Origin of the sequence: Methylophilus sp. UBA6697, assembly GCF_002454655.1 — a bacterium.
Taxonomy (GTDB): domain Bacteria; phylum Pseudomonadota; class Gammaproteobacteria; order Burkholderiales; family Methylophilaceae; genus Methylophilus.
This window is the reverse complement of the sequence record NZ_DKJH01000042.1, coordinates 69,123-95,847: the sequence shown is the minus strand read 5'-3', so window position 1 is coordinate 95,847 and position 26,725 is coordinate 69,123. Positions and strand designations below refer to the sequence as shown.

Genomic DNA, 26,725 nt, shown 5'->3' with positions numbered 1-26,725 from the left:
TCAATAACGCTTTCTCAAGAGTTCAAACACCTTGTCATCCTCACAATGCGCCACGTTAAAACGTAACCACGACGAAGGCTCCTGGTAGGGCCTGAACAGGTTGCCGGGGGCCAGCATGATGTTCTGTTTCGATGCCTCGCTGGCAACCTCGGCGGCGTTCTTGTCGTTAGCCAGTTTGGCCCAGACAAACATGCCTCCGGCCGGTTCGGCATGAATGCTTAAGCCGCATTCTTCCAGTGCGCGTATCACTTGTGCTCTTTTTACTTCCAACTGGCTGCGTACTTTTTCCATATGTTTGCGGTACCTGCCTTCGACCAGGATCTGGTACATCACACGCTGGTTGATCTCTGAGCTGGTGAGGCCGGTCAGCAATTTGAGGTCGAGTAGCCGGTTGGCCAGGTCGGCCTGGCAGGCAATAAAGCCCACGCGCAAGCTGGCCGAAATGGTTTTGGAATAACTGCTGACATAGATGACGCGGTTGAGCTGGTCCAGCGCGGCCAGGCGCGTGGCATTTTGCGGATGGAAGTCGCCATAAATATCATCTTCCACAATATATAAACCGTATTTTTCAGACAGTTGCAGTATCTGGTGCGCAACGGCCAGGCTGGTACTGGTGCCGGTCGGGTTATGCAATACCGTATTGGTGAAAAATAACTTGGGGCGGTGTTCTTGCAATAGTTGTTGCAAGGCGCTGACATCAGGTCCATTCAGTAGCCGCGGCACGCCCATAATGCGCGCGCCCATGGATTTCAAAAAACCAAACAAGGTGTAATAGCCAGGATCGTCCACCAGTACCACATCGCCTGGTTTGATAAACAGCCGCGCAACTAAATCCAGGCCATGCGAAGCGCCGTTGGTCATGAGGATTTGCTGGGCGTCTGCATGGATACCAATATCTGCCAGGTTCTTTTTTGCCAGCTGTTGCCGCAGCGGTAAGTAGCCATTCACATCGCCATATCCGGTTAAAAAATACCCCGATTTTCGTGATAATTCATTCAGACTTTTTTGAATGACCTTTTCATCCAGCCAATCCTTAGGCAGCCAGCCGCAGCCAGGCCTGACCGCATCCGGTACGTCTCTAAACGTGTTGTGCAGCAGCCATAGCACATCGTCGGCCCTGTCCAGGTAAGAGGTGCTTGAAACGGTTTCTTCGGGTTTGTTGAGCGGAGCGACATAGAAGCCTGAACCACGCCGTGACAGCAGATAACCCAGTGCCACCAGGCGATCGTAAGCATCGACGACAGTAAAGCGACTGATGTGGTGTTGCACGGCAAAGTCGCGGATAGAAGGTAAGCGTGTACCTGTACGCAGTACGCGTTGCTCAATGAGTTGTTTCACACCGCTGACAATTTGCTCGACCAGTGGCACTGGGTCTTGCGGGTTAATCGTAATCAGTGGCTGGGTGACTGGCATGGTGTTTGGACCTATACAGTGTCTAATATTGATCGTTAAATTGTACATGTAGTGTACATGCGTGTGGCGATAAGATGTGATTAAACTTTCATCGGATAGGGTTTGGAGATGCGTTTCATTGTGATGGTGTTGCTGGCAGTGCCCGTGGTAGTACTGCCTTATATCTCTTATGGTCAAACTTCTCGTCAGGTGGATCATGACAACGCAGCGCCCAAGCCTGTCTGCGTGACCAACCTGCGCGTCGGGGCTGCGTGTGAATCAAGTACTGAGTCGCATCAGTCTATGGTCATGGTGCCTATGGTGATGATCCGGGGGCAGTTACTGCCCGTGCGCTAGAAAGAATATTATGCATATCGCTATCCTGACGTTTGACGGCTTTAATGAGTTGGACTCTATGATTGCTCTGGGGATATTAAACCGCGCGCAACAGCCAAGCTGGCGTGTTTCAATCGCCAGTCCCACAGCCAAGGTGACATCCATGAATGGTGTCACTTTGGAGTCGCATATTTCCTTGGCCGAGGCCTCTGCTGCCGATGCCGTGATTATTGGTAGTGGTATCCATACGCGGGACATTGCGGAGAGTACTGTGCTGGCGTCTTTGCATTTGGACCCTGACCGGCAATTGATAGGCGCGCAGTGTTCAGGTGCGTTGATATTGGCCAAGCTCGGTTTGCTCAATGGCCTGCCCGTGTGTACAGATCTGGTGACCAAACCCTGGGTGCAGGCATTAGGCGTCGATACGCTGGATCAACCCTTTTTTGCACAGGGCAATATTGCCACCGCAGGCGGTTGCCTGGCCTCACAATATCTGGCATTCTGGCTGATTGCCCGTCAGGCCGGGCTGGAAGCAGCACAAAAAGCTTTGCATTATGTCGCGCCCGTGGGCGAAAAGGAACACTATTTAGCACGCGCGGCCAGTCATGTCAGGCCATATTTGCCCGAAGCGCTTTTAATTTAATAAGTATGTATACCCCAAAACACTTTTCTGCCCCTGGTGAACAGGCGCTGCTAGATTTGATCCGGACGTATCCGTTTGCCACGCTGGTGACGACTGCGGCCAGTGGTTTAGAGGTGAATCATCTGCCGCTGTATTTAGAGGATAAGGGCATCTTGAGTGGTCATGTGGCCCGCGCGAACCCGCTCTGGCAAGGAACGCATGGCCTCAACGAGGTCATGGCGATTTTTCATGGTCCGCATGCCTATGTGACCCCTGCGTGGTACCCCACCAAAGCCCAAACCGGCATGGTGGTGCCGACCTGGAATTATGTGGTGGTGCATGCGCGTGGCAAGCTGCGGGTAATAGAAGATGCCAACTGCTTACGCGCCCATTTGACTGCGCTGACGGCACAACAGGAAGCGGCGTTTGAACAACCGTGGCAACTTGAGGATGCCCCGGCCGGATTTATCGACAAGCTCATGCAGGCGGTAGTTGGTATTGAGATCGAGATTACCGAACTCACTGGTAAATGGAAGCTGAGCCAGAACCAGTCGCCGGAGAATCAAGTCGGGGTGTTGCAGGGGTTAAGTGCGGGTGAGGATGTGCATGGCCGCGAGATCGCTGAATTGGTCAAGGTTGTGAATTGCTTAACTGTTGAGTGACATGGCGTAGGGCTTGTGCCAGCCGAGACCACTCGTTAGCTGGCGGCAAGCCAAAACGCAAGGCTGACGGCGATTCAAAATAACGCGTCCAGATGCCTTCTTTCGCCAATGCTTGCTGCAACTCGCGGCTGGCAGGATGCAGTACATACTGAAATAAATCGGTACCGCCTGCAGGCTTGAGTCCATGCTGGCTTAGTACTTGTGCTAATTGCCTGGACTGTGCAGGCAGATGCCCGCGCATCAGCTGTTGCCAGTCATGGTCGGCCAGCGCCTGGCTGGCAATCATTTGGCTGGGACCTGTGATGGTCCAAGGGCCGAGTAATGATTCCACTTGTGCCAGGGCTGTGGGTTCGCCCAGTAAAAAGCCCACCCTCAGGCCCGCCAGACCAAAAAACTTGCCCAGTGAACGCAATACCCACAAACCTGCCTGCCCGGTATGGCTGGCGAGGCTGTGCTGCGGTGTGCTATCCATAAATGCCTCGTCTACCACCAACCATCCGCCACGGGCTGCCAGTTGCGCATGCCAGTCTAATAATGTGTCAGGGTGATATACATGTCCGGTCGGGTTGTTAGGGTTGCACACCAGCAATACGTCGGACTGGTTTAGCGTGTCGCTATCAGGTGTTTGCTCAAAAAACTGTACCTGGTGCTCCGCGCGTTGCCAGGCATGTGCATGCTCCTGATACATGGTGCGCGGCATGGTGACGCGGCAAGGGGCGCGCAAGGTCGGCAATAGTTGCAAGGCAGCCTGTGAGCCTGCGCAGGCCAGCACATGCTGGCAACCATAATACGTGCGCGCGGCCGCATGCAGTGTGTCGGTGGCTGGCGGCAAGCGTTGAAACAGCGCGGGGGCCAATGCCGGAATCGGGTAGTGTTGCGGATTGATGCCGGTCGATACATCCAGCCAGTCTGTGAGTGGCCGGCCGTATTGCTGCACGGCTTGCTGTAAATTACCGCCGTGCTCAAGCATAGGCCAACGCTCCAATCAATACAGCCACGATCAGCCAGCTTAGCATACCGTTACTTACCAACTGCAAAGCTCTGGGAATATCTTCAGCAATCGGTGTTGTGAGCGTGCCCAGTCGTGGGCGGTTATGCCACTCGCCGTGATAGCGGGCGCGCCCGCCCAATTGCACATTAAGTGCGCCCGCGCCTGCGGACATGACGGGGCCCGCGTTCGGGCTATCCCAGAACGGCGCCTGCGCTCTCCAGGACTGCCATGCGAGTGTGGTATGGCCAAGCAAGGCGTAAGTCATTGCCGTCAGGCGGGCCGGAATATAGTTGAGCACATCATCCAGCCGTGCGGCGGCCCAGCCAAAATAGAAATAACGAGGTGTGCGGTAGCCCCACATGGCATCCAGCGTGTTCACCAGGCGGTAAGCCAGTGCGCCGGGGCCACCTGCGACAAAAAACCAGAACAGCGCGCCAAACACACTGTCGTTGCCGTTTTCCAGCACGGATTCAATGGTGGCGCTGACGGGTTCTATTGCTTCCACATCGCGGCTGACCATATATGAGGTGGCGCGCTGTGCCTGTTGAAACTGGCCGGTCTGTAAGGCTTGATAAACGGCCAGGCCATGCTGGCGCAGGCTGCGGTGGCCGATGGCGAAATACAGTAGGTAAAGGTGTAGTGATAATGCCAGCCAGAATGAAAGTTGCATGAGCAGAACGCTGCTCAGGACAATTGGCAATACGGCCAGGCAGAGGCCCAACACGCCGCTGAGATATTGGCTGCCTTGTGCTTGTCTTGCTAAAGGGTTCAATCGTTTTTCAACTTGGGTGGCGAGCCAGCCAAACCCGACTAACGGGTGCCAGCGCCGGGGTTCGCCCAGCCAGAAATCAAGCAGCACCGCGCCACAGGCAAGCAGGGCGAGTGTGAGATAATCGGGACATGGATAAACAGGCAGTGAAAACATTGATGGTTCAGGGCACCACATCGGATGCCGGTAAAAGTACGCTGGTGGCTGGATTGTGCCGTGTATTGTACCGCAGCGGGGTGGCGGTGGTGCCATTCAAACCGCAAAACATGGCGCTCAACGCCGCGGTGACTGAAGATGGCGGCGAGATCGGACGTGCGCAGGCGGTACAGGCGATGGCCTGCGGACTGCCGCCACATACCGATATGAATCCAGTGTTGCTCAAGCCTAACTCGGATACCGGTTGCCAGGTGATTATTCACGGCCAGGTGGTGGGCAATCAGGAAGCGAGCACTTACCACGACTACAAGAAAACCGCGATGCAAGCGGTATTGCAATCTTACCAGCGCTTGCAGCAGCAGTATGGCTGCATCGTGGTGGAGGGGGCGGGTAGCCCGGCCGAGATTAACCTGCGCGCCAACGATATTGCCAATATGGGCTTTGCCGAAGCGGTCGATTGCCCGGTGATCCTGGTAGCAGATATTGATAAAGGTGGTGTATTTGCACACCTGGTCGGCACACTGGCGCTATTGTCCGAGAGTGAGCAGGCCAGGGTGATTGGGTTTGTCATTAATAAATTCCGCGGTGATATCGCCTTGCTGCAACCGGGGCTGGATTGGCTGGAGGAACGCACCGGGAAGCCGGTGATAGGCGTGTTGCCTTATATGCATGACTTGCATCTGGAAGCTGAAGATGCGGTTGCAAAAAGCAATATTAAAAAAGCAGATGTTCAGTTGACGATTGTTGTGCCCATATTGCCGCATATCGCGAATCATACCGACTTTGATGCCTTGCGCCTGCACCCGCAAGTTGCCCTCAAGTTTGTGCGTTTGAATGAGTCTGTGCCCGCGGCTGATTTAATTATCCTGCCTGGTAGCAAGAATGTACGTGGTGATTTAGTGGCGTTACGTGAGCATGGCTGGGAAGCCGTCATTGCGCGGCATTTACGTTATGGCGGCAAAGTGCTGGGCATTTGCGGTGGCTTCCAGATGCTGGGCCAGCAATTACATGATCCATTGGCGATTGAAGGCGAGGCGGGCAGTAGCGCTGGCCTGGGCTGGCTGGCCATGGAAACAACGTTGGAAACCCACAAGCAACTCAAGCAAGTTTCTGGCAAATTAGCTTTTGCCGACGCGATGGTACAAGGCTATGAGATTCATATGGGGGTGAGCCGCGGCCCGGCCTTGCAGTACCCTGTACACCTGATAGACGGCATGGCGGAAGGCGCACGGTCAACAGATGGCCAGGTCGCTGGCAGTTATATTCATGGCTTGTTTGATCACCCACAAGCCTGTGCCGCCTGGTTGCAATGGGCCGGGGTGGCTGAACAAGTGGCTTACGATTACACGCAATTGCGCGAGCAGAGCCTGGAAAAACTGGCAGGCAGTGTACAGCAGCACTTCAACTGGTCAGCCCTTGCGCCTTACCTGCCCAAAGACTTTACGCCAGGTTAACCCGCAACCACCTTGATGGTTTGCTCAAACGCCTGCACCACTTGCCCGGCGCGGATTTTGGCGGTTTTTCTGCGCTCAATGGCACCATCTACCTTGATCAATCCTTCGGCGACCATAGACTTGCCCTGGCCGCCACTGTCGGCCACGCCTTCCAGTTTAAGCAAATCACATAGTGCGATATATTCGCCTTTGAGTTCAAATGTCGAGCTTGCCATACAGAATTCCTTTCTAAGTCAGCGAGTGCCTAAGGCTTGCCTTGAGTGTCTGGCGGTAAATTCACTTCCAGCGTCAAAGAGGCATTCTGGCTTTCCCATAATTGTTCATTGAGCTGGTGATGCACAGTGACAAACAGGAAATTCAGCCCCGCTTTTTGTGGGTGGAAGCTAAACTCACCTTGTTCGTTGGCGTGAATGTTAGAGGCTCTCACATTGTCGAGATCGTATAGATCTTCAATCCTGTGCTTGATAAAGTGTTCGTTATCCGTCACCACAATAATACGCGCATTAGGCACTGGCTTACCATTTTCCAGCACACGGAAATTCAACTCTCCACCAAGTAACAAACCATTGGGTGACGCCAGCGGGATGATTTCCAGGCCTGTATTAAACGGCTTGGCTACATATTTTTGCTGACCTTTGAAAATATAGGTGTCGGCATAACTGTAATAATTCATGGTGGTAGGTTTGCCCGTCACACGCTTCATATCGGCAGCAAAATAAAGCTTTTTATCGGCAGTTTCCACCGCCTTGTATATTGGGCCGACCCTTTGCCCCGTGCTGATACGATAGGTGCCTTCGTCTTTTAATTCCGGTTCCAGATACACGGCCGCCTTGGTTTTGGCGATGGGTTTGATCGCCGTCGTCACGCCTTGTGGTGAGGTGATGGTAAAGTTCGGCGAGTCCATAGCAAAGTCAGCCTGGAACGGAAACTCGGTAAACGCAGATTCAATCGTCAGGCGATGATGTGTGACGTTGAACTGGTTGGGTTTTAAAAACGGCACATGTGCCTCGGCCGCCAAAGTGGTCACTAAAACGATCAGGGCTAGGGAAAACTTTTTCATACGGGTGCTTTCTTGTTATTTAAGCTTTAACGGCAAGCCTGCGGCAATAAAACTGACTTGATCCGCGATAGCCGCCACATGCTGGTTCAGGCGGCCTTGTTCATCCTGGAACTGGCGGTTGATTTCACCCAAAGGCACAATACCCATGCCGACCTCGTTGCTCACTAAAAATACGTGGGCTTGCAATTGCGGCAAGGCGTTCAGCAAGGCCTGCTTTTCTGCCTGCCAGTCCAGCCGCTCCGGTTTATCGCAATCCGGGCAAATGCACTGTGCCAGCCATAAAGTCAGGCAATCGACAATCAGGCAAGTCTCTGGTGCATCGTTATCCAGTAGTGTCTGCCCCAGGTTGAATGGCGCTTCGACTAAACCCCAATAAGGTGGACGGCGGGTTTTATGATGTTCCACACGTTTTGCAAATTCGTCGTCATAGACTTGCGCGGTGGCAATGTAGGTCACCGGACATTCAAGTGCCGAGGCCAGGCGCTCGGCATACGCACTTTTACCGCTGCGTGCCCCGCCTAAAATCAGGTGTGTACTCATGCGTGACTCCCTTGCTGTTGCCAGCGTTGAATGATGGTTTGCAGTTGCGCCAGGCCCTCGGTAAACAGCGCAGGCCCGGGCTGCAAGATATCGACCGACTTGATTTCGTACAGATGACCATTCTGGATGGCCGGGATGGCTTGCCAGCCTGGTCGGGCTTTTATTTTTTCCGGCTGGAATTTTTTGCCGCACCAGGAGCCGATAATGATATCCGGCTGTCTGGCCAGCACTTGTTCTGCGCTGACCTGCCGGTCTTTGGCACTATGAAACTGGCTGAGTTCGGGAAAGCAATCCTCGCCGCCCGCCGCCTCAATCAGCTCAGCCGCCCAGCGGATGCTGCACATCATGGGCTCATCCCATTCTTCAAAATAGACCCTGGGTTTGCGCGGCCAACTGGACGCTTGCAGGCGTGCCGCGTCCAGTTGCGCCTGATAACGTTCTACCAGTTGCTTCGCTTTGTCACTGGCGCCGACTAAATCGCCGACGGTGAGTATCATTTGCAACGTCTCATCCAGGCTGCGCTGGTTAAACACATGCACCTGGCAACCGGCTTTAATCAGCGAAGCAGCAATGTCAGCCTGCAAGTTGGAGAAGCACAGTACCAGGTCAGGTTGCAGGGCCAGAATTTTCTCGATATTGGCGCTGGTGAAAGCGCTGATTTTTGGCTTCTCTTTGCGGGCAATGGCCGGGCGCGTGGTAAAGCCGGAAATACCGACAATACGGTCTTGTTCTCCCAGCAAATAAAGGACTTCCACCGTTTCCGTGGTCAGGCAGACAATACGTTGCGGCCAGCGCTTCATGGTTGAGTGTTGCCTTGTGGTTGCCAGCCATTTTCCATCAGCATATCGCTGAGAGGTTTTTCTGTGGCCCAGCCTTCTTCCACCAGCATGGGGGATTTGTAAAAGGCGTTCACATAACCCAGGCACAAAATCGCTACCGGTTTGGCGTCCGCAGGCATGGCCAGCAATTGTGCCAGTTTTTGCGGGTCAAACAGGCTGACCCAGCCCATGCCTATGCCTTCGGCACGCGCGGCCAGCCACAGGTTCTGAATGGCGCAACTGACTGAGGCCAGGTCCATCTCCGGCAGCGTACGGCGACCAAAAATATATTTTTCACGCTGGTCGCATAAAGTGGCTACCAGTAGTTCGCCACAGTCCAGAATGCCTTCGACTTTCAGCCGCATAAACTCGGCCATGCGCGCCGTGTTTTCAACCTCGCCGATGACTTGCGCTGTTTGCTTGCGCTCTTCATCGACCAGTGCGTGGATCGCTTTTCGTAATGTGGCATCACTGATGCGGATAAAGCGCCACGGCTGCATCAGGCCCACACTGGGCGCGTGATGGGCGGCTTGCAACAATTTTTGCAATAACTCGGGAGCGATAGGTGTCGGCAAAAAATGCCGCATATCGCGCCGCTCGGCAATCACTTTATAAATGGCCGCTTTGTCGGCATCCGGATAGGCGAAACTCATGACAGGAAAAACTGTGCCGCCAGGGACGGATTGGATGGGAAGTAAAAATGCAAAAAGCTGGCTGTGATGCTTTGGTGGCGGTAGACCGCTTCACCCGCACCGTATTTGCCTTTGCCTTGTGCAATCACCGGCAAGTCAGTCTCAAAACGGCCATAGTGGAAAGTGTGCGCGCCTATGGTTGCTTTGCCATCGTTCGTCACCGGAAACGTTGCGTGTTGTGTGCCGAGGCCTTGCAGTTTGGGTTGAATTTCGCTGTGACCCGGCAGTAAACCAAACACGGGTTGACCATTCAAGCGTTCGCCCAGTGCGAGCATGCCACCACATTCTGCCAGGATGGGTTTGTTAGCTTCGACAGCTGCGTGCAAACTTTCGCGCATGTTATGGTTGCGTTGTAGTTGCGCCAGATGCAATTCCGGGTAACCGCCAGGTAGCCAGTAGGCATCTGCCGCAGGTAATTGTGCATCATGCAACGGCGAGAAAAAAGTAATGTTTGCCCCCAGTGTTGTGAGCAAATCAAGGTTGGCCTGGTAGGTGAAACAGAAGGCCGCATCTTGGGCCACGGCAATGGTTTTGCCTTGTAGCAATGGCGTGATAGCTTGCTGTTCTGGTGCCGCAAAATGCACTGCCGGAGGCAATGGCATATCTTGTCCCAGTAGTTGCGCAGCGGCTTCTATGCGCTGGTCAATATCCGTGATTTCCTGTGCCAGGTGCAAGCCCAGATGACGCTCTGGCAAACTCAGTTGCGCGTCGTATTTCATGGCGCCCAGCCAGGGGATATCCGCTGGCAATGCTTCTTTAATCATCTTGGCATGGCCGTCGCTGCCGACCTGGTTGGCAATGACGCCCGCGCGCTGCAGCGCAGGCCGGAAGCTGTATAGTCCATAGGCGATCGCGGCAGCGGTTTGTGCCATAGCTTTGGCATTGAGCACCAGTGCGACCGGGATGCCAAAGCGCTCGGCAATATCGGCGCATGAGGGTTTACCATCATACAAGCCCATCACGCCTTCGAGCAAAATCACGTCATTGTCTTGTGCCGCCTGATGCAGCAAACGCTGCGCATCCGCTTCACCACACATGCCGAGATCGAGGTTGTACACTGGTTTGCCGGTGGCGGCTTCGAGTATCATGCCATCGATAAAATCCGGGCCACATTTAAATGCTTGCACGCGCAGGCCACGATTGCGGTAAATGCGCGCCAGTGCGGCCGTGGTCAGTGTCTTGCCTTGTCCCGACGCCGGGGCCGCCATCAACATGGCATGGCAGCTTGCTGCTGGGGATTGCATTACAGGTCTATCCCGGCCTGGGCTTTGATACCTGCGCGCCAGGCATGCTTGACATCCATGAGTTCAGATACCGTGTCGGCAGCGTTTCTCAAGGCTTCAGATGCACCGCGGCCAGTGATCACCACATGCTGCATGGGTGGGCGTTTGGCGATGGCATCCAGTACCATTTGTTCGTCCAGGTAACTGTATTTGAAGGTGTAAGTGAGTTCATCCAGCACAACGAGATTGATCGCTGGGTCTTGCAGCATCTGCGCCACAATCTGCCAGCCGCGCATCGCGGTTTCAGTGTCGCGCTGGCGGTCTTGGGTGTTCCAGGTGAATCCTTCGCCCAGTACATGCCAGGTGACAGCAGGATGCTGGCGGAAAAAGGCTTCTTCGCCCGTATCTGAGCGGCCTTTGATAAATTGGGCGACGCCGACACGCATGCCGTGGCCCAGTGACCTGGCAACCATGCCAAAGGCGGAAGAGCTTTTGCCTTTGCCGTTGCCGGTGAGGATGAGAAGCAGGCCTTTTTCCTGATCGGCCTGCTCGATTTTTTCATCAATGACCGCTTTTTTGCGGATCATGCGCGCCTTGTGGCGGCTGTCGCGGTCGCTGGTTTCCATGATGGTGCGTAAACTTAAGCGTTTTCGCGGACAGAGCGCTTGGCCAGGCCAAACACCACATGCGCGATCAGTGCCACTACCACCCAGAACGCAATCGCTTCCAGCTGTTTAGGGAAGTATTTGACCAGGCGTGGCACAAACTCAACCAGGGTTGGGTCTGGGTAACGGCCACCAAAGAAGTAGAAACCACCGCTGGAGAACAATTCAGCAAGGGCTGAAGCCACTACCACCACGCCTGTCAGCTTGAACAAGCTGCTCAGTGCCCAGGTGGTATTGCTGGCTGTCCAGCGGCCTGCCAGCCACATGGTACCGTAAGCCGGTAATAAGAAACCGTAAGCAGGCGTCACACAGAAATTGCTGACGCCGCCCCAGGTAACTGCCGCCATATCCAGGCCAGCACACAGTGCCAGCAGCGCCACAAATACGATAGTTGAACGCAGGTAATAACCAGCAATAAAAAATGCAGCGTAAGAAGCGCTAGGCAAAAAATCGATCGAAGCGAAATGATGACCGCGTGTCACGATGACCATCAGTGCAATGACAAATGCAATTGCCAGCGATTGAGTTGAAATTTTACTTGGCATGCCAACGACTCCAAAAAATAAGATTAATCACAAGGGGTGAATTTTAGCCCAATTCCTTTAGGCTTGGGCAAAATCCACCGTTCAGCTTACTGCATGTCGTAATTCAGGCTCACGAATACATTTGTGCCCATAGTGTTGTAATCCACCGTAGAGGATGCAGCGGCTAACACGTAGTTTTTATCTAGAATGTTATTGGCGCGCGCTTGTAGCTTCCATTGTGGATTGATGCGGTATGCCAAGGTGCTATTTAGTAATGCGTAACCGCTCAGATTAAGCCTGATGCTTTTATCATAATCGTCACGATTTGAGGATGCAGTTAGCTCTGTTGACCAGTCCCAAGGGCCGTCTGAATATTGTAAAACCAGATTGCCGTAACGTTGCGCACGACGCGCCAATAGTCTGTCGGTGGCGTCTACGCGAGGCGACTGTATCGTTAAGTTCCCACTTAACTGCCAGTATTCATCGATCGAAAACTTGCTCTCTAGTGTCGCCCCCTGAATTTCCACTTTGCCAGCGTTTGCTGCACAGGTAGCGGTTCCGTTCGGGCAACCGGCTCTGAAGGTTTGAATAAAGTTACGAATATGGTTATCAAATACCGTCAGTTTCGCCTGGAATGTTTGACTTTGGTAACGGGCGCTGGCCTCAATATTGTCAGCTTTTTCTGAAGGTAAGTCGGCATTACCAAAGCTAGCAGCATACAGCTGATTAAACGTTGGTGCTCTGAATGATGAGCCGTATTGTGCTGTCAATCGCCATGCTGAAGAGAGGTCATAACCGTAACCGATCCCTCCCGTTGTGAAATTGCCAAACTGGCTGTTATGGTCCTCACGCAATGAAAGCTGAGCACTATGTGCCTCATAATTGGCTGTATACCCTAATACGAACGCATCATTATTGCGGCTTCTATCTAAGGTCTGCTTGCCATTAGATTTTGTCACCACATCTTGCTCCAGCCTGTCATACGCAAAGGTCAGTGTGCCATGGGATAAGCTGTAATCATGCTGCCAAGAGAGTTGACGTTGTTCCGTATCAATATTGCTATTAGAGGTTGGGTTGCTAACGTTAAATAAGCTGTCACGGCCAACGCTGTACTCTAATTTACTGTTCCAATGTTCGGTGAGCGCATTTTTGAGTGCAATCCCATATCCTTGTTGGTGGCGCTCAGATTTGCTGAATGCACTGCCGCCATCGTATTGGTTTTGACCACTGCTTTCTAAATAGTGTATGCCCAATGAATGGCCTGGTGAAAACTCAAGGTCTGCATAAGACGAGCTACTAAAGTTGTTATAGCCATCCCTATCTTGATCGGCCAATTTTGGCGGGTGTTTGAGTGCAGAAATACCACGCGTGTCGTAGTTGCTGATCTGTGCGCCAAACTTTAGAGCTTGGTAGCTCGTGTCAAAGCCAGCATTACCACTGTATGAATCATAGCTGCCTGCACCGGCACTACCGTAAATATGGGTTTTATTGCCTTTGCCTCGCTTGGTGAAAATTTGAATAACGCCACCGATAGCATCTGAGCCATAGAGACTAGACGCAGGGCTGCGTAAAATCTCGATGCGCTCAATGAGTGCAAGCGGGATGTTTTCAAAAGCAGTGGTGCCTGTGGTGGCGGAATTAATCCGCACGCCATCCACTAAGACAATCAGCTGATTATCATTGGTGCCGCGCAGGGCGATGTTACTACTCGTGCCCATGCCGCCATTGGTCAGGGTTTGCACACCAGGTTGAAGCCTCAATAAATCTGCAAGAGAGCCGCCCTGCAGCCTCTTGATTTCTTCGCTATCGATCACGGTGATGTCGCCAGTGACTGTTTTGGTAGATTGTGGTGTTCTACTTGAGGTGACCACCACCTCATCTAATGAGGGGGTGTTATCTGCGGCAAGTACATAGCCAGGCAGGCTTAGGAGGATGCCTGCAAAATAGAGTTGTTTTTTGATTGTTCTTTTCATTTGTGATTCTCGCATGCGTATCCAATTCACACGGAGCAGACTCAGTGTGAATTGGTAGTCGTATTCATTGGTTTTAGTGATGCAGAGTGCGCATTACTGAGGTTCGTAACGGATGTTGACGAACAAGTTTGCCCCTGGGGTATTGTAGGCAAAGCCGTTTCCGTCTATTGCTAGATAATAGTGTTTATCAAAAATATTATTTGCTCGTGCTTGCACAGTCCAGTCACGATTGACTTTGTATTGAGCCGTCATGTTGAAGAGTGTGTAACCGCTCATGCGTAAGGTATTGGCCGCATCCTCGTAGCGAGCTGAAGACGCTACCATTTCAGCACCAAATCGCCAGTCCTGCAAAGAGTAGCCAAGGTGCATTTGGCCATGACGATTGGCGCGACGGCGTAGCAGTTTATCGGTTTCATCATCACGCGGAGATTGAATGTCTACACTACCGCCCACGTCCAAATTATCCCAGCGGTTGCTGGCAGCCAGCGTGATACCTTGAATGGTGGCTTTGTTGATATTCTCAGGAAGAGACCCGAGGACAATTAAATTGCGGATCTTATTTTCGTAGGCTGTCAGGGATGCATTGAATGTGTCGTCGCGGTACCGTAGGCTGGCCTCTAAATTGTCTGATTTTTCAGGTTTCAGATTGGGGTTGGAGTAGCCTGGATAGTACAAGTCATTAAACGTTGGTGCCTTGAATGCAGAACCATAGCTCCCGGTGACACGCCATTGATCGTTAATATTGTACCCATAGCCTAAGCCACCAGTGACATTGTTACCAAAACTGGAATTATGGTCTTCGCGAGCACTGGCTTGAAAGCTGTGTGCTCCGATATTCGCTACATAGCTGGCTACATAGCCTTCATTTGTGCGCCTGGTTTTGTCAAAATCCGTTGTTGAGTTGACTCTGTCGATCAATTTATCGTACATCAATGTCAATGTCCCAAGAGGAAGGGTAATGTCATTTTGCCAGTTGAATTGATCCTGTTTGGTTCTGAACAAGCTCCTGCTTTCGCTAGTAAAGGGGCCTAATGCTGCGTAGTTCACAGTCTCATCAATGCCTTGGCTGATGCGCACTGTTGAGTGCCAATTATTCAGGATTTGATTTTTACTGAATAGAGAGTAGACATCTTGTTGCAAGTTGGCGTAATCAGAAAAGGCAGGATTGAATGCTGATGATGGATCGAGGTTGTAGCTATTGTCGAAGCGGGTTCTCCCCTTGCTATGCATCAAGGTTAAGCCGACTTCATGGCCTTCTGCAATTTTATGAGACAGATTACCAGTTACGGCAAGATTGCGATAACCGTCTTTGTCATTCAGGTTCGGGTTGCTGGTGTCCAGTGAAGAAAAACCGTTGGTTTTGTTCGCCGATACATTGAGTGCATAAGCCGTATCGTTTTGTTTACCGCGCAATCCAGCTTCTGCCAGAGTGGTATCGTAAGTACCAAAACCCAGGTTTGCATAAGGTTTGAAGCCATCTACGCCTTTTTTAGTGAAAATCTGGATGACGCCGCCGATTGCATCTTGACCATATAGGCTAGTTGCTGGTCCACGGACAATTTCAATGCGGTCGATCTGTTGAATCGGTATGTTTTCAAGGGTTGTTGTGCCTGCTGTGGCAGACTGCACACGTACGCCGTCGATTAATACCAGCGTATGGCCCGTGTTGGTGCCTCGCATGAAGACGCCTGAGGTTTTGCCTGCGCCACCATTGTTGGTGATTTCAATGCCAGGTTGGCGTTGCAATAATTCAATCAGCGTACTTTGGCCGCCACGTTTGATTTCTTCTGCATTAATGACAGACACATCGGCAATGACTGATTCCTGTTGTTGAGGCGTGCGTGTCGCGGTCACGATGACTTCGTCTAGCGTTGCAGTGTCTGCGGCGCAGGCGATTTCGCTTAAAGAAAGACCAATAAGGCCTTTAAGAATGACTTTTTTCATTATCTTATCCCTGTATCACATGCGTCCCCGCATGTGGTTTGTCTATCAATACTTGGGGGTAGGGATAATGAATGAAGGCTTTGCGTGTTGAACAGCAAAGCCAATACATCATCAGACACCGTCACCCCGCGGTATTGCAAATGGTTGGTTGCGAGGCCGGTCTCCGGGCTTGCAAGTTTTGATCTATCGCCTTCCCAAGTTTGAACTCAGTGGCATATGGATAGACCCGCACTTGCTTACCGTTGCGGGGGCAGCACAGGAGTTGTGAATGTAGGTTCACGCACCTGTTTCCCAGTTTCACCTTAGCCTGTAGAAATACAGCAAAGGCACCTGACAACTGGGCGCCATTCTAGTCTAAAGCGTGCTTTTTTGCCAGTCGGCCTGTATTCGGCAGGTATGCTCAAATTGTTAATTTACTTTGAAAAAATGCGCTTAGCTATTGACCACACTCATTTTTTTAAAAGATAATGGGCTGATGGATGCCGATTTAAAAAGTCTTGAAGAGCGTGTGACGAAGCTGATTGCTTTTTGCGGACAGCTGCGTGACGAAAATGTGGAGTTGCGTCAGGAGGTCACACGGCTGCATCAGGAGTCTCAATCGTTGAAGCTGAATATGACGCAAGCCAGCGTTCAGTTAGAGCGATTATTGTCGGCATTGCCTGAGGAAGGTCGTTAATCATGGCAAGTAATCCGATTGATATCGAAATCATGGGCCGCGCGATGAGCGTGACCTGTACTGATGAAGAGCGCGACAGTTTGCTGCAGGCCGTGGGTTACCTGGATGGTAAAATGCGCGAAATTCGTGATGTTGGCAAAATGGTCAGCGTTGAGCGGATTGCTATTATGGCGGCACTCAATATTACGCATGAGTTGTTGAATACGCGTAGCGGCGGTGTGGATGTGGGAGACGTAAAAAAACGTATTTCTACCATGCAGCAGCAAATAGATGATGTATTATCCGGCCAGCATAAATTGTTGTAATCCGCTTCATTTCACAAAATTTTCATCGTCATTTTTTTGAAATGGCGTATCATAAAAAAGGTGTGCTAAGGCGTTGCCTGAGTCTAAAATTCCTTGAACTAGTCTTTGTTATAGGTTTCGGCTCATCAGGTGCTGTGAGATCGCACTAAGTTGGGTGGTTTTTTAAAACCCCCTTGGCGTGCGAACCTAATGTACCTTAGGCTGTTACCACCTGAACTTTCTTGGTTCAGGATGCACGGCTCAGGTAACCCCTTAGCACATCATTCCCCACCCCTTTCACATTGCTTATCCAACGCTCTCCCAATGGTGATGCTTGCAGATAGTTGCTGCATGAAATATTTCTATTGCAATCTTTATTTGATTGGTCAAGAATCTAGTTGTTTCATATAAATTAACAATTAGATTCAGGGAGGAAGTCATGCGCAAGCTATTTTTCTGGTTTTTTGCATTGGTATTGTTTTCCCCGCAGGTGTTTGCTTATACCGGCATCACTGCGATTGGCGATAGTCTTTTTGATGGTGGCAATGAAGATACGGCAGTGGTCAGCTATTACAAGCTGTTTGGGGCGGGCCTGACGGATGCGCCGTATAGCAATTACCGTTTTACCAATGGCCCAACGGCGGTTGAGTATCTGGCCACCGGGCTCGGATTGAATGCACCAGCCAGTTTCCAGAATTTTGCGGTTGGCGGTGCAACCACAGCGGATATGCTCACGTTTATGACGAGCTACCTGGGTAGCTTGCCATCGGTTGATGCAGGACATTTGTACGTGCTGGATGGCGGCGGTAATGGCATTGAAACCTTCTCGGCGCACGATTCTGCGCAAAATATGATTGATATGGTGGCATTGTTGCATAGCAAAGGCGCGACCGATTTTCTCGTGCTGGGCTTGCCTGCTGTGGTGGATGCACCGCGTTTTAATGGGGCCTCTGCCGGGGTGGTTCAGTTTTTGGAGGATTACACCCTGGACTATAACGATTATCTGGTTGCGGGACTTTCAGGATTAGGTCTGCCGAGCTCTGCCCGTGTGACTTATTTTGATACCAAAACTGAGTTGGAAAACGGCATGGCCTTGGCTGTGAGCAACGGGATTACCAATTTAACGGATGCTTGTTATGACGGCGCCGCTGTTTGCGCTGATCCTGATAAGTATCTTTTTTGGGATGATTTGCATATGACGACCGTCGTGCATGAGTATCTGGGGCAGCGCATGTTATCTGTGATTACGCCTGTACCAGAGCCTGCGCAAGCTGGATTGTTTTTTGCTGGCTTGATGTTGGTGTTTGCGCGTCGCAGCCAGCGCCCAGCTATTTAACCGCCTGGCGGCAAACACATGTTTGGCTGATCTGCTTATCGCAACGCGTGATACATCAGGTCGGCCAAACTGACCACTTCCAGGCAACTTTCATCGCAGGACTCCAGAATCACCGGTGGCGCATAGCCAGCTTCACTGGCGTCTAACCAGCGCCTGGCGCATAAGCACCAGCGATCACCTGCTTTCAGGCCCGGAAACCCATACTCTGGCATGGGCGTCGATAAATAATTGCCTTGTGCCTGTGAGAATGCCAGAAATTCATCGGTCATTTCTGCACATACGGTATGCCTGCCGAGGTCTTCGGGGTGGAATCCACAACAACCATCACGCACAAAGCCGGTGATTGGGCGCATGCTGCAGGGAATGAGTAGGGTGCCAAGAACGTTTTTTGCCATGATTGTCAGCTGTACTGTAACTTGGTTTATGATACTGACATTTGTTGGACTTAAGAAGGTTTTCAGGCATGGCGCGTTACTGGTTGATGAAATCCGAGCCCTCGGACGTTTCTATTGATGATTTGGCAGGGTTCCCGAACCAGACGGTGGATTGGTATGGGGTACGCAATTACCAGGCACGTAATTTTATGCGTGACCAGATGAAGTTGGGGGATGGCGTGCTGTTTTACCATTCCAATTGCGAGACGCCCGGCATTGTCGGCCTCTGTGAAGTCAGCCAGTTGGCTTACCCGGATAAGTTCCAGTTTGTTGAAGGCCATAAATACTTTGATCCAAAATCCACGCCGGAAAATCCGCGCTGGGTGAATGTGGATGTCAAACTGGTACGTAAAACGCGGTTGCTGAGTTTGAAGGAAATGCGCGAAGCGCCAGAACTGGCCAATATGCGTACTTTGCAAAAAGGGAACCGCTTGTCGATTACACCTGTCGATCCCAAAGAGTGGGCGTATATTTCGGCATTGCTGGCAAAGTAATGGCTGGCTTGATCAGGGCAACCACCTAATTCCAGGCGCATTATTCACATAGAGCAGCTTAATGAACAGACAGCGTAAAAATGCCGTGTTGTATATTCTGGTCGCCGGGTTCCTGATTGCTTTTGTCGGCGTATTGCTGTTTGTGTGGATTTATTTTTCCAGCATGCGTGAGATGCACCAAACTACACGCAAGCTCTATGAGCAGCCGTTTGCTGTGGCCAACGCGGCACTCGCCTTAGAAGCCGATCTCTACCAGATTCGCGGCAGTTTGCTGTATGCCACTTTGATTGAGGCTGATCGTAAGCAACTGGCAACCACAGTGGATTTTATTGCGGCGCGCGAGCAGCTGGCGCAGCAAAAAATTGCAATCATTGCCCGCAGTTATTCTGGCGACCAGCAGCAAGTGACACAACTCAAACAGAAACTGGCATTGCTGAATCAGGTGCGTGACCAGATTTTGCACGCACTGGAGGCCACACGCTATGCGGATGCCAATCGCCTGATAGAAACGCAGTGGACCGAACGCTTTAACGAGGTGGCAAGCCTGAATGAGGCGGTGCTTAAAAATGCCAATCAACGTGCCACCCAATATGTGAATGAAAGCCAGCAGCGGCTGGAAAAACACACGACGCATGGTTTAACGTATGCCGCACTACTGCTCAGTTTGTTTCTGGTCGTTGGTGTTTTCGTTGCCTGGCGTATCTACCAGCTGCATATTGAAGCAGACAAGTTTGCTTTTACCGACTTTTTAACTGGTATTGCCAATCGTCGGCATTTTATTCACGAGCTCGAATCCGAAGTACGGCGCAGCCAGCGTTATGGCTCGGCGTTTGCGTTTGCCATGGTTGATATTGATCACTTTAAGAAAATCAACGATCAATATGGGCATCACGCCGGTGACCTGATCTTGCAGAATTTTTGCCTGCGTTGCGTCAGTGCCTTGCGCACCAGTGATATGGTCGGGCGATTGGGTGGTGAGGAGTTCGGTATCTTAATGCCCATGACGGATCTGCACGAGGCCGCGCGCGTGATTGAGCGTTTGCGCTCCGAAATAGACCACAGCGTCATGAGTGATCATGGCGAGCAAATTCACTACACGGCGTCATTTGGATTGGTGTCTACCTCGCAACTCAGCGAGCAGCAGGGCTTGGCACATTTGATGAAAATGGCGGATGCTGCTCTGTATGCGGCCAAGCAGCAAGGCCGCAACCGCATTTTTATCGCCAACCACTAATTTTTGGCTCTATCCGTAGCCGTAGTCAGTGCCAAGTACGACTTCTCTTTAGCTGTTTTCTTCCGATTTTTATTCAAAATGCCAGTTTATTGTGCGTGCATTCTTATGGCGCACTTCTTTGGTGCAATGGCATATTGTCGTCTGCTCATCGCCGTGCTTATTGAAGCTTGTTTTTGGGGTGCGAGTAAAAGTAATTTTTATTATAAATATTTGATTGTTAATGTAATTTTTTAGTTATGTGCTTTGTCTGAGTGCAGTCTCTGTGTGCTAAAACCAGCGTGTATGTGGGTTGGAATACGTCTTGCTAAAACAAGCTTAACAGGCTTTCCAACGTATCACCGGCAACCGGGTAACACCACCCACCTGCTGTCACAGATTGGAGCACGACATGACGAAGTTACTGATCGGATTATTGTTAGGATGCATGAGCGCATCACTCATGGCAGAGCCAGCAGAAGCGCTGGTGCACGATTTAAATAGTCGCGTGTTGCGTGTGCAAGTCGGCTTGAAAAACGGTCAATATGGCTTGGGTTCTGGTGTGGTCGTGGCTGAAAACCAGGTGGTGACTAACTGCCATGTGGTCGCCAATGCCAGCAGTATCAGCGTGGTCAGCGGCGGAGCAGCCTATCACGCGGTCGGCGTGAAACCTGATTGGGAACATGATGTGTGCATGTTGCAAATGGAAGATTTGCCATTGTCACCAGTGACCATGAAATCCAGCCGTGAACTCAAATATGAACAACCGGTATTCACCATCGGTTATCCCAGTTTTGTCGCTGCGCCAGTCAGCACCAGCGGTGTGGTCAAAGGCTTGTTTACCATGGATGACTCGGTCATTGTGCGGGCCACCAGCAGCTTTAGGCAAGGTGCGAGCGGTGGCGGCCTGTTTGATGACAGCGGTGCATTGGTCGGCTTGATTACCCTGAAGAGCCCTGGTAAAGACGCTTATTACTACTACATGTCGGTGGACTGGGTGAAAGCCCTGATCAGCAAACCGGCAGGCCCGATTGTGGTGAAAAGTGAATTGCCTTTCTGGGGTAAACCCGCTGCTGAATGGCCATATTTTATGAAGGTGGTGTTTCCATACCTGCATAAAGACTGGGCAGGTTTGAAAGTGATTGCCGAACAATGGACGACAAAGGAGCCAAGCAATACCGAAGCCTGGTTTTACCTGGCTGCGGCAGAGTATGAAACCAAAGACTTGACGCTGGCGGAACAGCATCTGCATCGTGTGGTGAGCATGAACGACCAACATAGCCAGGCTTTTTATTACCTGGGCATGATTGCTGAAGCGAGTGGCAAACATGGTGAAGCGATGGCCAGTGTTGATACATTAAAACAACTGGATGCAGAAGCGGCTGAAGCATTGACGGTGGCAATGAAAAGTTTGCCGTAAGACAGGCAACATCAGACTCAAACGAGAAAGCGCCCAATCGGGCGCTTTTTTTATTTAAATCGGGTTTGCAATCGCTTATGCTACTGCCATGTCCAGCTCTTCCACATGGTAGTAATGTTCATCATCCCACAGGGTGAAATCTTGTGCGGTATAAATCGCTTCCTGAAAATGATGAAAGGTTGCGATGCAATGGTTCTCTTCGTCCATCACTTGATACATTGTCATACGAGCCACCTTTCCTAGTCTGGTTGTCTGCTTATTGCCGTGATGACATCATGGCACAGGTGTATGACAGTGATTTTGCAGAGCAGCAAGGTGTAATCGGGTCAGTTTGAGAGATGACGTTTTGATGCCTGCAGACGGTTTATTTGCGTGTGATTTAGCCCGCTGTTTCGCGCTTGGCCGCCGCCGCTTTTTTGTAAAATGCCCGGGTTGGCGTATAATTCGCAACTTCTGAGGAACGCTGCGAGAGTCATCTGACTCCCAGGCTCAGAGCATTTGCTGCAAAGCATCTCAACGGCGTTCACTTTTCACTGTGCGAGCACGGAAAAAAGGTGAACAAACGTTTCCACCGGTTCTTAGAACTTTCCCTGCTCAGTTTTCATCTTTTTAAGGATTTGAAACATGAATACTGTAGCTGACATCAAAGATTACATCGTTGCTGATATGTCGCTGGCTGCTTGGGGTCGCAAGGAAATTGCGATTGCCGAAACTGAAATGCCGGGCTTGATGGCGATTCGCGAAGAATACGCGGCTCAACAACCACTGAAGGGCGCACGTATTACCGGCTCTTTGCATATGACCATCCAGACCGCAGTGTTGATTGAAACACTGAAAGACCTGGGCGCTGATGTGCGCTGGGCGTCCTGTAATATTTTCTCTACACAAGACCACGCCGCTGCGGCGATTGCTGCGACTGGCACTGCCGTATTTGCCGTGAAAGGCGAAACACTGGAAGAGTATTGGGATTACACCCACCGTATTTTTGAGTGGGCGGATGGTGGCTACTCCAATATGATTCTGGATGATGGCGGCGATGCAACCTTATTGCTACATTTGGGTAGCCGTGCCGAGAAAGATTTGTCTGTGGTGGCCAATCCAACGTCTGAAGAAGAAATTTGCCTGTTTAATGCGATTAAAGCCAAGTTGAAAACAGACCCAAGCTGGTACTCAGTGCGTTTGGCCGCCGTCAAAGGCGTGACCGAAGAAACCACCACCGGCGTGCATAGACTGTATCAAATGCATAAAGAGGGCAAACTGGCGTTCCCGGCGATTAACGTTAACGATTCTGTGACCAAGTCCAAGTTTGACAACCTGTATGGCTGCCGTGAATCATTGGTTGACGGTATCAAGCGCGCGACTGATGTCATGATCGCCGGCAAAATTGCCGTAGTAGCTGGTTACGGTGATGTGGGTAAAGGTTCGGCACAAGCTATGCGTGCGTTGTCTGCACAAGTATGGGTGACTGAAATTGACCCGATTTGCGCGCTGCAAGCGGCGATGGAAGGCTACCGCGTAGTGACCATGGATTACGCCGCAGAACATGCGGATATTTTCGTCACTGCGACCGGTAACTACCATGTGATTACCCACGACCATATGGCCAAAATGAAAGACCAGGCCATCGTCTGTAACATTGGCCACTTCGACAACGAAATCGACGTTGCCGGTATTGAAAAATACCAGTGGGAAGAGATCAAACCGCAAGTGGATCACGTGATTTTCCCGGATGGTAAACGCATCATCCTGTTGGCCAAAGGCCGCCTGGTGAACCTGGGTTGTGGTACTGGCCATCCGAGCTATGTGATGAGTTCCAGCTTTGCTAACCAGACCATTGCGCAAATTGAGTTGTTTACGCAAACAGGGAAGTATCCGGTTGGCGTGTACACCTTGCCCAAGCACCTGGATGAAAAAGTGGCTATCTTGCAGTTGAAAAAACTCAACGCGCAATTGACCACACTGACAGACGCGCAAGCGGCCTATATCGGTGTGAGCAAAAGTGGCCCATACAAGCCAGACCATTATCGTTACTAAGTTGCACTAGAGTAGCTGCCGATCCACCCGAGTCTGCGTCAGATGTACTGGCGCGGGTTTGGGTGTACACTCTCCCCATGTTAATCAGGGGGAGTCAGCATGTTTAAACTGTTGGTCGTGTGGGTATTAAATGCGTTGGCACTGATGGCTGTCGCGTATCTGGTGCCGGGCATTCATATCGCGAATTTTATGGCTGCTTTGCTGGCGGCGGTGGTGATTGGTTTTGCCAATGTGCTGGTGAAACCGATATTGGTCATATTAACGTTGCCGATCACCTTGTTGACGCTGGGGCTGTTTTTATTCGTGATTAATGGCTTGCTGTTCTGGTTTGTCGGCCATTTATTGCAAGGCTTCTCGGTCAATAGTGTGCTGACAGGCGTGATTGGTGCGCTGGTGTATAGCGTGATTGCATGGATATTGAGCGCGATTGTGCTGAATGAAAAAGACTAAGCTGATCGTGCATCATAAATAAAAGATTAAACAAGTGAATCATAAAACCTCTTACAGTTTTGAGTTCTTTCCGCCTAAAACAGCGGAAGGTATGGCGAATCTGCGCAATGTGCGCGATGAGTTGGCCGCATTTTCACCAGAGTTTTTCTCAGTGACCTTTGGTGCAGGCGGTTCGACGCGTGACCGTACCATGGATAGCGTGCTAGAAATCCAGGCCGCAGGCCATGGTGCAGCACCGCATATTTCCTGTATTTCTTCGAGTAAAGAAGAAATCCGCGAGTTGCTGCAAGCTTATCAAGCCAAAGGCATCAAGCGTTTGGTCACCTTGCGCGGTGATATTCCTTCAGGTGAGGTGAGCGCAGGTGACTTTAAGTACGCCAACGAGTTGGTGAGCTTTATCCGCGCCGAAACCGGTGACTGGTTTCACCTCGAGGTGGCGGCGTATCCTGAATTTCACCCTGAAGCAGGGTCTGCGCAAAAAGACCTGGAAAACTTCAAACGTAAAATGGATGCGGGTGCTGACTCAGCCATCACGCAGTATTTTTATAATGTGGATGCGTATTTCCGCTTTGTCGAGGCCGCGCAAAAAATGGGTGTGACGGCGCCGATTATTCCCGGCATCATGCCTATCTATAATTACACGCAGCTGGCGCGATTCTCTAATGTGTGCGGTGCCGAGATCCCGCGCTGGTTGCGCCTGCGTTTAGAGGCTTATGGTGACGACCTGGCGTCGTTGCGGGCATTTGGCGCGGATGTGGTGACGGATATTTGTGCCAGGCTGATTGCATCTGGCGTGGATAAAATGCATTTTTATACGCTGAACCAGGCCGGTATTATTGGCCAGATTATTCGCCAACTGTAGCTGGCAGAAAACAAAAAAGCGCGGCCTGTTCGGTCGCGCTTTTTTACGTCCTCAGGTTTACTGTAGTGAAAGACCTTGTGGGTTAAACAAGGCGTCTTCTACAAACAGGTAGTCCTGCTTACGTGTTTCATCCCACAACACCATCATGGTGATCCAGCGGATATCTTCCATGCTCAGTGTTTCCTGCGGTAACACCATGGCACGGTCCACAATCAAGTCGCGTTCGTAGGCCGTGATGATGTCACTGCGTTGTAGCAGCGTCAGAAAGTTTAAGCTTTCGTCATTGATTTTGCTGCGCTCCATCTCGCAAAAAATACGAATGGCCGCCGGGTCGTGCAGATACAGTGGTTGCTGTACCGAGCGGCGCAGGTCTTTGACCCAGTCTACCGCGTGTAAAATGTCCTGATGGTTAAATCCTGCCTGGGATAACTCGTAAGCCATGATGGTTTCGTCGGTTTCTTTCAACTCGAGCGCATCATGTTTATCCCAGTAATTTTGATAAATAAATATCAATACTTCCAACATGTATATAGTCTCCTCAAACACGCTGTTGCATAGACAGCGCTGTTGGGGTGAGTCTGAGTCCGTCTTTAGGCGAGTCGCTGGAACTGACCGCTGGCGAGATGGCTGACCACACCTTCTAATTCAAGTAGTGTTAGCATGGTGGAAACTTGTTCTGGCGTCAAGCCTGAGCGGGCTGAGATCTGCTCTGCAAACAGGGGGTCGAATCCCATGCAAACCAATACTGGGCTTGCTTCGGCAGGTAAATTAGTCCACTCGGGCGATGGCCCATTCGGGCTAATCGCTAAGGCCTGGTTTGGCAGGCGGATATGTCTTAATTCGCTCAATATGTCTTCGGTCGATTCGACCAGTTTGGCGCCTTGCTTGATCAGGGCGTGGCACCCTTTGGCCACCGGTGAGTGAATTGAGCCTGGAATGGCGAATACTTCACGCCCTTGCTCGATGGCTTGTTTGGCCGTAATCAACGAACCACTGTCAATATTGGCCTCTACCACCAGGCAACCTTCAGATAAGCCGCTGATAATGCGGTTGCGCCGCGGAAAGTTGTGCGTGAGCGATGGCGTGCCCAGCGGATATTCAGAGAGGATCAGCCCATATTGCACGATCTGATGCGCCAGCGCCTTGTGCCTGGCCGGGTAAACAATGTCTAGCCCGGTGCCGACCACGGCAATGGTAGCACCATCTGCTTTCAGTGCGCCGCGATGGGCGGCACCATCAATCCCCAGCGCCAGGCCGCTGACTACGGCGAATCCGGCGCGGCATAAGCTTTCGGCAAAATTTTCGGCAGTCGCTTCACCTTGCGGTGTGGCATGGCGGCTACCAACAATGGCGAGGCCCGGTCTTTTAAGGGTTTGCAGGTTGCCTTTGGCATATAAAACCGGCGGTGGCTGGTCTGTGTCCAGCAATCGTTGCGGATAATAAGGATCGCCCAGGGTGATCAGGTGGTTATCGGTTTGATCCAGCCAGGCCAGCGTATGCGCAATGTGCGGATCCTCCATGGCTCGCTGGATGCCATCAGCGACCTCTTTGCTGACCAGGTCGCGCAACGCTGAATAAGGCGCTGCCAGAATGGCTTCAGGCGTTTTGAAACTAAGCAGTAACTGGCAGTAAGTGACGCTGCCCAGCCCGTTTACCAGGCTGAGCGCAATCCAGGGGGCGGTGTGTTCAGTTGTGATCGTCACT

Annotated in this window: 30 protein-coding genes and 2 riboswitches; of the genes, 13 read left to right on the top strand and 17 right to left on the bottom strand. The window is 51.4% G+C overall.

Translation table 11 applies throughout. The annotated features are described in order from the left end of the window. The gene (locus tag B3355_RS11425) at nucleotides 1-1,413 is read right to left on the bottom strand and encodes a PLP-dependent aminotransferase family protein (RefSeq protein ID WP_292783969.1); all 1,413 of its coding nucleotides are present in this window, start codon (nucleotides 1,411-1,413) and stop codon (nucleotides 1-3) included. A 108-nt stretch (nucleotides 1,414-1,521) separates the two neighbouring features. Between B3355_RS11425 and B3355_RS11420 the strand changes: the two genes are divergently transcribed. The 3 genes from B3355_RS11420 to B3355_RS11410 are packed head-to-tail and all read left to right on the top strand — an operon-like array spanning nucleotide 1,522 to nucleotide 3,012. Next, nucleotides 1,522-1,749 carry a hypothetical protein gene (locus B3355_RS11420; protein WP_292783967.1) on the top strand — a complete coding sequence of 76 codons (228 nt, stop codon included), beginning with the start codon at nucleotides 1,522-1,524 and terminating at the stop codon, nucleotides 1,747-1,749. A gap of 10 nt (nucleotides 1,750-1,759) precedes the next feature. Continuing rightward, nucleotides 1,760-2,371, top strand: coding sequence for a DJ-1/PfpI family protein (locus B3355_RS11415; protein WP_292783964.1), 612 nt, complete (start codon nucleotides 1,760-1,762; stop codon nucleotides 2,369-2,371). A 5-nt stretch (nucleotides 2,372-2,376) separates the two neighbouring features. Next, complete coding sequence (locus tag B3355_RS11410; RefSeq protein ID WP_292783961.1) at nucleotides 2,377-3,012, top strand: FMN-binding negative transcriptional regulator; 636 nt, start codon at nucleotides 2,377-2,379, stop codon at nucleotides 3,010-3,012. Here the strand turns inward: B3355_RS11410 and cobD are convergent. Beyond that, nucleotides 2,981-3,982, bottom strand: coding sequence for a threonine-phosphate decarboxylase CobD (gene cobD, locus B3355_RS11405; RefSeq protein ID WP_292783958.1), 1,002 nt, complete (start codon nucleotides 3,980-3,982; stop codon nucleotides 2,981-2,983). The genes B3355_RS11410 and cobD overlap by 32 nt on opposite strands. Continuing rightward, nucleotides 3,975-4,928 (bottom strand): adenosylcobinamide-phosphate synthase CbiB, encoded by a 954-nt coding sequence (gene cbiB / locus B3355_RS11400; RefSeq protein WP_292783955.1) that lies wholly within the window; start codon nucleotides 4,926-4,928, stop codon nucleotides 3,975-3,977. The genes cobD and cbiB overlap by 8 nt, the downstream gene beginning before the upstream one ends. Nucleotides 4,929-4,930: 2 nt before the next feature. Between cbiB and B3355_RS11395 the strand changes: the two genes are divergently transcribed. Beyond that, nucleotides 4,931-6,382: a cobyric acid synthase gene (locus B3355_RS11395; protein WP_292784090.1), complete on the top strand. Its 1,452-nt coding sequence runs from the start codon at nucleotides 4,931-4,933 to the stop codon at nucleotides 6,380-6,382. Here the strand turns inward: B3355_RS11395 and B3355_RS11390 are convergent. From B3355_RS11390 to B3355_RS11345, 10 genes are all read right to left on the bottom strand, one after another. Beyond that, entirely contained in the window at nucleotides 6,379-6,597 is a 219-nt protein-coding gene (locus B3355_RS11390; protein WP_019881093.1) for an RNA-binding S4 domain-containing protein, read from the bottom strand. The genes B3355_RS11395 and B3355_RS11390 overlap by 4 nt on opposite strands. A 29-nt stretch (nucleotides 6,598-6,626) precedes the next feature. Then, nucleotides 6,627-7,442 carry a DUF4198 domain-containing protein gene (locus tag B3355_RS11385; RefSeq protein WP_292783950.1) on the bottom strand — a complete coding sequence of 272 codons (816 nt, stop codon included), beginning with the start codon at nucleotides 7,440-7,442 and terminating at the stop codon, nucleotides 6,627-6,629. Nucleotides 7,443-7,457: 15 nt separating this feature from the next. Continuing rightward, entirely contained in the window at nucleotides 7,458-7,982 is a 525-nt protein-coding gene (cobU, locus tag B3355_RS11380) for a bifunctional adenosylcobinamide kinase/adenosylcobinamide-phosphate guanylyltransferase (protein ID WP_292783947.1), read from the bottom strand. Continuing rightward, nucleotides 7,979-8,782, bottom strand: a complete 804-nt coding sequence (locus B3355_RS11375; protein WP_292783944.1) for a cobalamin-binding protein — start codon at nucleotides 8,780-8,782, stop codon at nucleotides 7,979-7,981. Before B3355_RS11375 ends, cobU begins: the two co-directional genes overlap by 4 nt. Beyond that, the gene (bluB, locus tag B3355_RS11370; protein ID WP_292783941.1) at nucleotides 8,779-9,453 is read right to left on the bottom strand and encodes a 5,6-dimethylbenzimidazole synthase; all 675 of its coding nucleotides are present in this window, start codon (nucleotides 9,451-9,453) and stop codon (nucleotides 8,779-8,781) included. The genes B3355_RS11375 and bluB overlap by 4 nt, the downstream gene beginning before the upstream one ends. After that, entirely contained in the window at nucleotides 9,450-10,736 is a 1,287-nt protein-coding gene (locus B3355_RS11365; RefSeq protein WP_292783938.1) for a cobyrinate a,c-diamide synthase, read from the bottom strand. The genes bluB and B3355_RS11365 overlap by 4 nt, the downstream gene beginning before the upstream one ends. Further along, the gene (cobO, locus tag B3355_RS11360; protein ID WP_292783935.1) at nucleotides 10,736-11,341 is read right to left on the bottom strand and encodes a cob(I)yrinic acid a,c-diamide adenosyltransferase; all 606 of its coding nucleotides are present in this window, start codon (nucleotides 11,339-11,341) and stop codon (nucleotides 10,736-10,738) included. The genes B3355_RS11365 and cobO overlap by 1 nt, the downstream gene beginning before the upstream one ends. Nucleotides 11,342-11,355: 14 nt before the next feature. After that, nucleotides 11,356-11,925, bottom strand: a complete 570-nt coding sequence (locus B3355_RS11355) for a hypothetical protein (RefSeq protein ID WP_292783932.1) — start codon at nucleotides 11,923-11,925, stop codon at nucleotides 11,356-11,358. Nucleotides 11,926-12,011: 86 nt separating this feature from the next. Continuing rightward, the gene (locus B3355_RS11350) at nucleotides 12,012-13,877 is read right to left on the bottom strand and encodes a TonB-dependent receptor domain-containing protein (protein ID WP_088178007.1); all 1,866 of its coding nucleotides are present in this window, start codon (nucleotides 13,875-13,877) and stop codon (nucleotides 12,012-12,014) included. A 93-nt stretch (nucleotides 13,878-13,970) separates the two neighbouring features. After that, on the bottom strand, nucleotides 13,971-15,821 hold the full coding sequence (locus tag B3355_RS11345) for a TonB-dependent receptor domain-containing protein (RefSeq protein WP_047515202.1): 1,851 nt from the start codon (nucleotides 15,819-15,821) through the stop codon (nucleotides 13,971-13,973). A 137-nt stretch (nucleotides 15,822-15,958) separates the two neighbouring features. Then, nucleotides 15,959-16,170: riboswitch (cobalamin riboswitch) on the bottom strand. A gap of 90 nt (nucleotides 16,171-16,260) precedes the next feature. On the opposite strand from B3355_RS11345, the gene B3355_RS11340 reads away from it, so the two are divergent. From B3355_RS11340 to B3355_RS11330, 3 genes are all read left to right on the top strand, one after another. Then, nucleotides 16,261-16,497 (top strand): hypothetical protein, encoded by a 237-nt coding sequence (locus tag B3355_RS11340; RefSeq protein ID WP_292783923.1) that lies wholly within the window; start codon nucleotides 16,261-16,263, stop codon nucleotides 16,495-16,497. A 2-nt stretch (nucleotides 16,498-16,499) separates the two neighbouring features. Then, entirely contained in the window at nucleotides 16,500-16,802 is a 303-nt protein-coding gene (locus B3355_RS11335; protein ID WP_019881109.1) for a cell division protein ZapA, read from the top strand. Between the two features lie 418 nt (nucleotides 16,803-17,220). Continuing rightward, nucleotides 17,221-18,117 (top strand): SGNH/GDSL hydrolase family protein, encoded by an 897-nt coding sequence (locus B3355_RS11330; RefSeq protein ID WP_292783920.1) that lies wholly within the window; start codon nucleotides 17,221-17,223, stop codon nucleotides 18,115-18,117. 35 nt (nucleotides 18,118-18,152) lie between these two features. On the opposite strand, the gene B3355_RS11325 is transcribed toward B3355_RS11330, so the two are convergent. Then, a complete protein-coding gene (locus tag B3355_RS11325; protein ID WP_292783918.1) occupies nucleotides 18,153-18,512 on the bottom strand; it encodes a DUF2237 family protein in 360 nt (119 codons plus the stop codon). A 68-nt stretch (nucleotides 18,513-18,580) separates the two neighbouring features. Here B3355_RS11325 and B3355_RS11320 point away from each other — a divergent pair, with 68 nt between their 5' ends. The 3 genes from B3355_RS11320 to B3355_RS11310 all read left to right on the top strand — a co-directional run bounded on the left by B3355_RS11320 (nucleotide 18,581) and on the right by B3355_RS11310 (nucleotide 21,675). Continuing rightward, entirely contained in the window at nucleotides 18,581-19,045 is a 465-nt protein-coding gene (locus B3355_RS11320) for an EVE domain-containing protein (protein ID WP_019881112.1), read from the top strand. A gap of 61 nt (nucleotides 19,046-19,106) precedes the next feature. Continuing rightward, nucleotides 19,107-20,279, top strand: a complete 1,173-nt coding sequence (locus B3355_RS11315; protein WP_292783914.1) for a GGDEF domain-containing protein — start codon at nucleotides 19,107-19,109, stop codon at nucleotides 20,277-20,279. A 388-nt stretch (nucleotides 20,280-20,667) separates the two neighbouring features. After that, the gene (locus tag B3355_RS11310; protein WP_292783911.1) at nucleotides 20,668-21,675 is read left to right on the top strand and encodes a serine protease; all 1,008 of its coding nucleotides are present in this window, start codon (nucleotides 20,668-20,670) and stop codon (nucleotides 21,673-21,675) included. Nucleotides 21,676-21,750: 75 nt separating this feature from the next. Here the strand turns inward: B3355_RS11310 and B3355_RS11305 are convergent, their stop codons facing one another. Further along, entirely contained in the window at nucleotides 21,751-21,900 is a 150-nt protein-coding gene (locus tag B3355_RS11305) for a hypothetical protein (RefSeq protein WP_154650038.1), read from the bottom strand. Nucleotides 21,901-22,124: 224 nt separating this feature from the next. Beyond that, nucleotides 22,125-22,207: riboswitch (S-adenosyl-L-homocysteine riboswitch) on the top strand. Nucleotides 22,208-22,299: 92 nt separating this feature from the next. Between B3355_RS11305 and ahcY the strand changes: the two genes are divergently transcribed. The 3 genes from ahcY (at nucleotide 22,300) to metF (ending at nucleotide 25,021) form a co-directional block, all read left to right on the top strand. After that, a complete protein-coding gene (gene ahcY, locus B3355_RS11300; RefSeq protein ID WP_292783905.1) occupies nucleotides 22,300-23,709 on the top strand; it encodes an adenosylhomocysteinase in 1,410 nt (469 codons plus the stop codon). A 99-nt stretch (nucleotides 23,710-23,808) separates the two neighbouring features. Continuing rightward, nucleotides 23,809-24,159, top strand: coding sequence for a phage holin family protein (locus B3355_RS11295; RefSeq protein ID WP_292783902.1), 351 nt, complete (start codon nucleotides 23,809-23,811; stop codon nucleotides 24,157-24,159). Between the two features lie 34 nt (nucleotides 24,160-24,193). After that, nucleotides 24,194-25,021 carry a methylenetetrahydrofolate reductase [NAD(P)H] gene (metF, locus tag B3355_RS11290; RefSeq protein WP_292783899.1) on the top strand — a complete coding sequence of 276 codons (828 nt, stop codon included), beginning with the start codon at nucleotides 24,194-24,196 and terminating at the stop codon, nucleotides 25,019-25,021. A gap of 57 nt (nucleotides 25,022-25,078) precedes the next feature. On the opposite strand, the gene B3355_RS11285 is transcribed toward metF, so the two are convergent. Continuing rightward, a complete protein-coding gene (locus tag B3355_RS11285; protein WP_019881124.1) occupies nucleotides 25,079-25,546 on the bottom strand; it encodes a DUF494 family protein in 468 nt (155 codons plus the stop codon). 65 nt (nucleotides 25,547-25,611) lie between these two features. Continuing rightward, nucleotides 25,612-26,724, bottom strand: a complete 1,113-nt coding sequence (dprA, locus tag B3355_RS11280; RefSeq protein WP_292783895.1) for a DNA-processing protein DprA — start codon at nucleotides 26,722-26,724, stop codon at nucleotides 25,612-25,614. Between the last annotated feature and the right edge of the window lies 1 nt (nucleotide 26,725).

Coding starts and splice junctions, on each gene's coding strand:
- B3355_RS11425 (WP_292783969.1), bottom strand. CDS start 1,413: ATGCCAGTCACCCAGCCACTGATTACGATTAACCCGCAAGACCCAGTG.
- B3355_RS11420 (WP_292783967.1), top strand. CDS start 1,522: ATGCGTTTCATTGTGATGGTGTTGCTGGCAGTGCCCGTGGTAGTACTG.
- B3355_RS11415 (WP_292783964.1), top strand. CDS start 1,760: ATGCATATCGCTATCCTGACGTTTGACGGCTTTAATGAGTTGGACTCT.
- B3355_RS11410 (WP_292783961.1), top strand. CDS start 2,377: ATGTATACCCCAAAACACTTTTCTGCCCCTGGTGAACAGGCGCTGCTA.
- cobD (WP_292783958.1), bottom strand. CDS start 3,982: ATGCTTGAGCACGGCGGTAATTTACAGCAAGCCGTGCAGCAATACGGC.
- cbiB (WP_292783955.1), bottom strand. CDS start 4,928: ATGTTTTCACTGCCTGTTTATCCATGTCCCGATTATCTCACACTCGCC.
- B3355_RS11395 (WP_292784090.1), top strand. CDS start 4,931: ATGGTTCAGGGCACCACATCGGATGCCGGTAAAAGTACGCTGGTGGCT.
- B3355_RS11390 (WP_019881093.1), bottom strand. CDS start 6,597: ATGGCAAGCTCGACATTTGAACTCAAAGGCGAATATATCGCACTATGT.
- B3355_RS11385 (WP_292783950.1), bottom strand. CDS start 7,442: ATGAAAAAGTTTTCCCTAGCCCTGATCGTTTTAGTGACCACTTTGGCG.
- cobU (WP_292783947.1), bottom strand. CDS start 7,982: ATGAGTACACACCTGATTTTAGGCGGGGCACGCAGCGGTAAAAGTGCG.
- B3355_RS11375 (WP_292783944.1), bottom strand. CDS start 8,782: ATGAAGCGCTGGCCGCAACGTATTGTCTGCCTGACCACGGAAACGGTG.
- bluB (WP_292783941.1), bottom strand. CDS start 9,453: ATGAGTTTCGCCTATCCGGATGCCGACAAAGCGGCCATTTATAAAGTG.
- B3355_RS11365 (WP_292783938.1), bottom strand. CDS start 10,736: ATGCAATCCCCAGCAGCAAGCTGCCATGCCATGTTGATGGCGGCCCCG.
- cobO (WP_292783935.1), bottom strand. CDS start 11,341: ATGGAAACCAGCGACCGCGACAGCCGCCACAAGGCGCGCATGATCCGC.
- B3355_RS11355 (WP_292783932.1), bottom strand. CDS start 11,925: ATGCCAAGTAAAATTTCAACTCAATCGCTGGCAATTGCATTTGTCATT.
- B3355_RS11350 (WP_088178007.1), bottom strand. CDS start 13,877: ATGAAAAGAACAATCAAAAAACAACTCTATTTTGCAGGCATCCTCCTA.
- B3355_RS11345 (WP_047515202.1), bottom strand. CDS start 15,821: ATGAAAAAAGTCATTCTTAAAGGCCTTATTGGTCTTTCTTTAAGCGAA.
- B3355_RS11335 (WP_019881109.1), top strand. CDS start 16,500: ATGGCAAGTAATCCGATTGATATCGAAATCATGGGCCGCGCGATGAGC.
- B3355_RS11330 (WP_292783920.1), top strand. CDS start 17,221: ATGCGCAAGCTATTTTTCTGGTTTTTTGCATTGGTATTGTTTTCCCCG.
- B3355_RS11325 (WP_292783918.1), bottom strand. CDS start 18,512: ATGGCAAAAAACGTTCTTGGCACCCTACTCATTCCCTGCAGCATGCGC.
- B3355_RS11320 (WP_019881112.1), top strand. CDS start 18,581: ATGGCGCGTTACTGGTTGATGAAATCCGAGCCCTCGGACGTTTCTATT.
- B3355_RS11315 (WP_292783914.1), top strand. CDS start 19,107: ATGAACAGACAGCGTAAAAATGCCGTGTTGTATATTCTGGTCGCCGGG.
- B3355_RS11310 (WP_292783911.1), top strand. CDS start 20,668: ATGACGAAGTTACTGATCGGATTATTGTTAGGATGCATGAGCGCATCA.
- B3355_RS11305 (WP_154650038.1), bottom strand. CDS start 21,900: ATGACAATGTATCAAGTGATGGACGAAGAGAACCATTGCATCGCAACC.
- ahcY (WP_292783905.1), top strand. CDS start 22,300: ATGAATACTGTAGCTGACATCAAAGATTACATCGTTGCTGATATGTCG.
- B3355_RS11295 (WP_292783902.1), top strand. CDS start 23,809: ATGTTTAAACTGTTGGTCGTGTGGGTATTAAATGCGTTGGCACTGATG.
- B3355_RS11285 (WP_019881124.1), bottom strand. CDS start 25,546: ATGTTGGAAGTATTGATATTTATTTATCAAAATTACTGGGATAAACAT.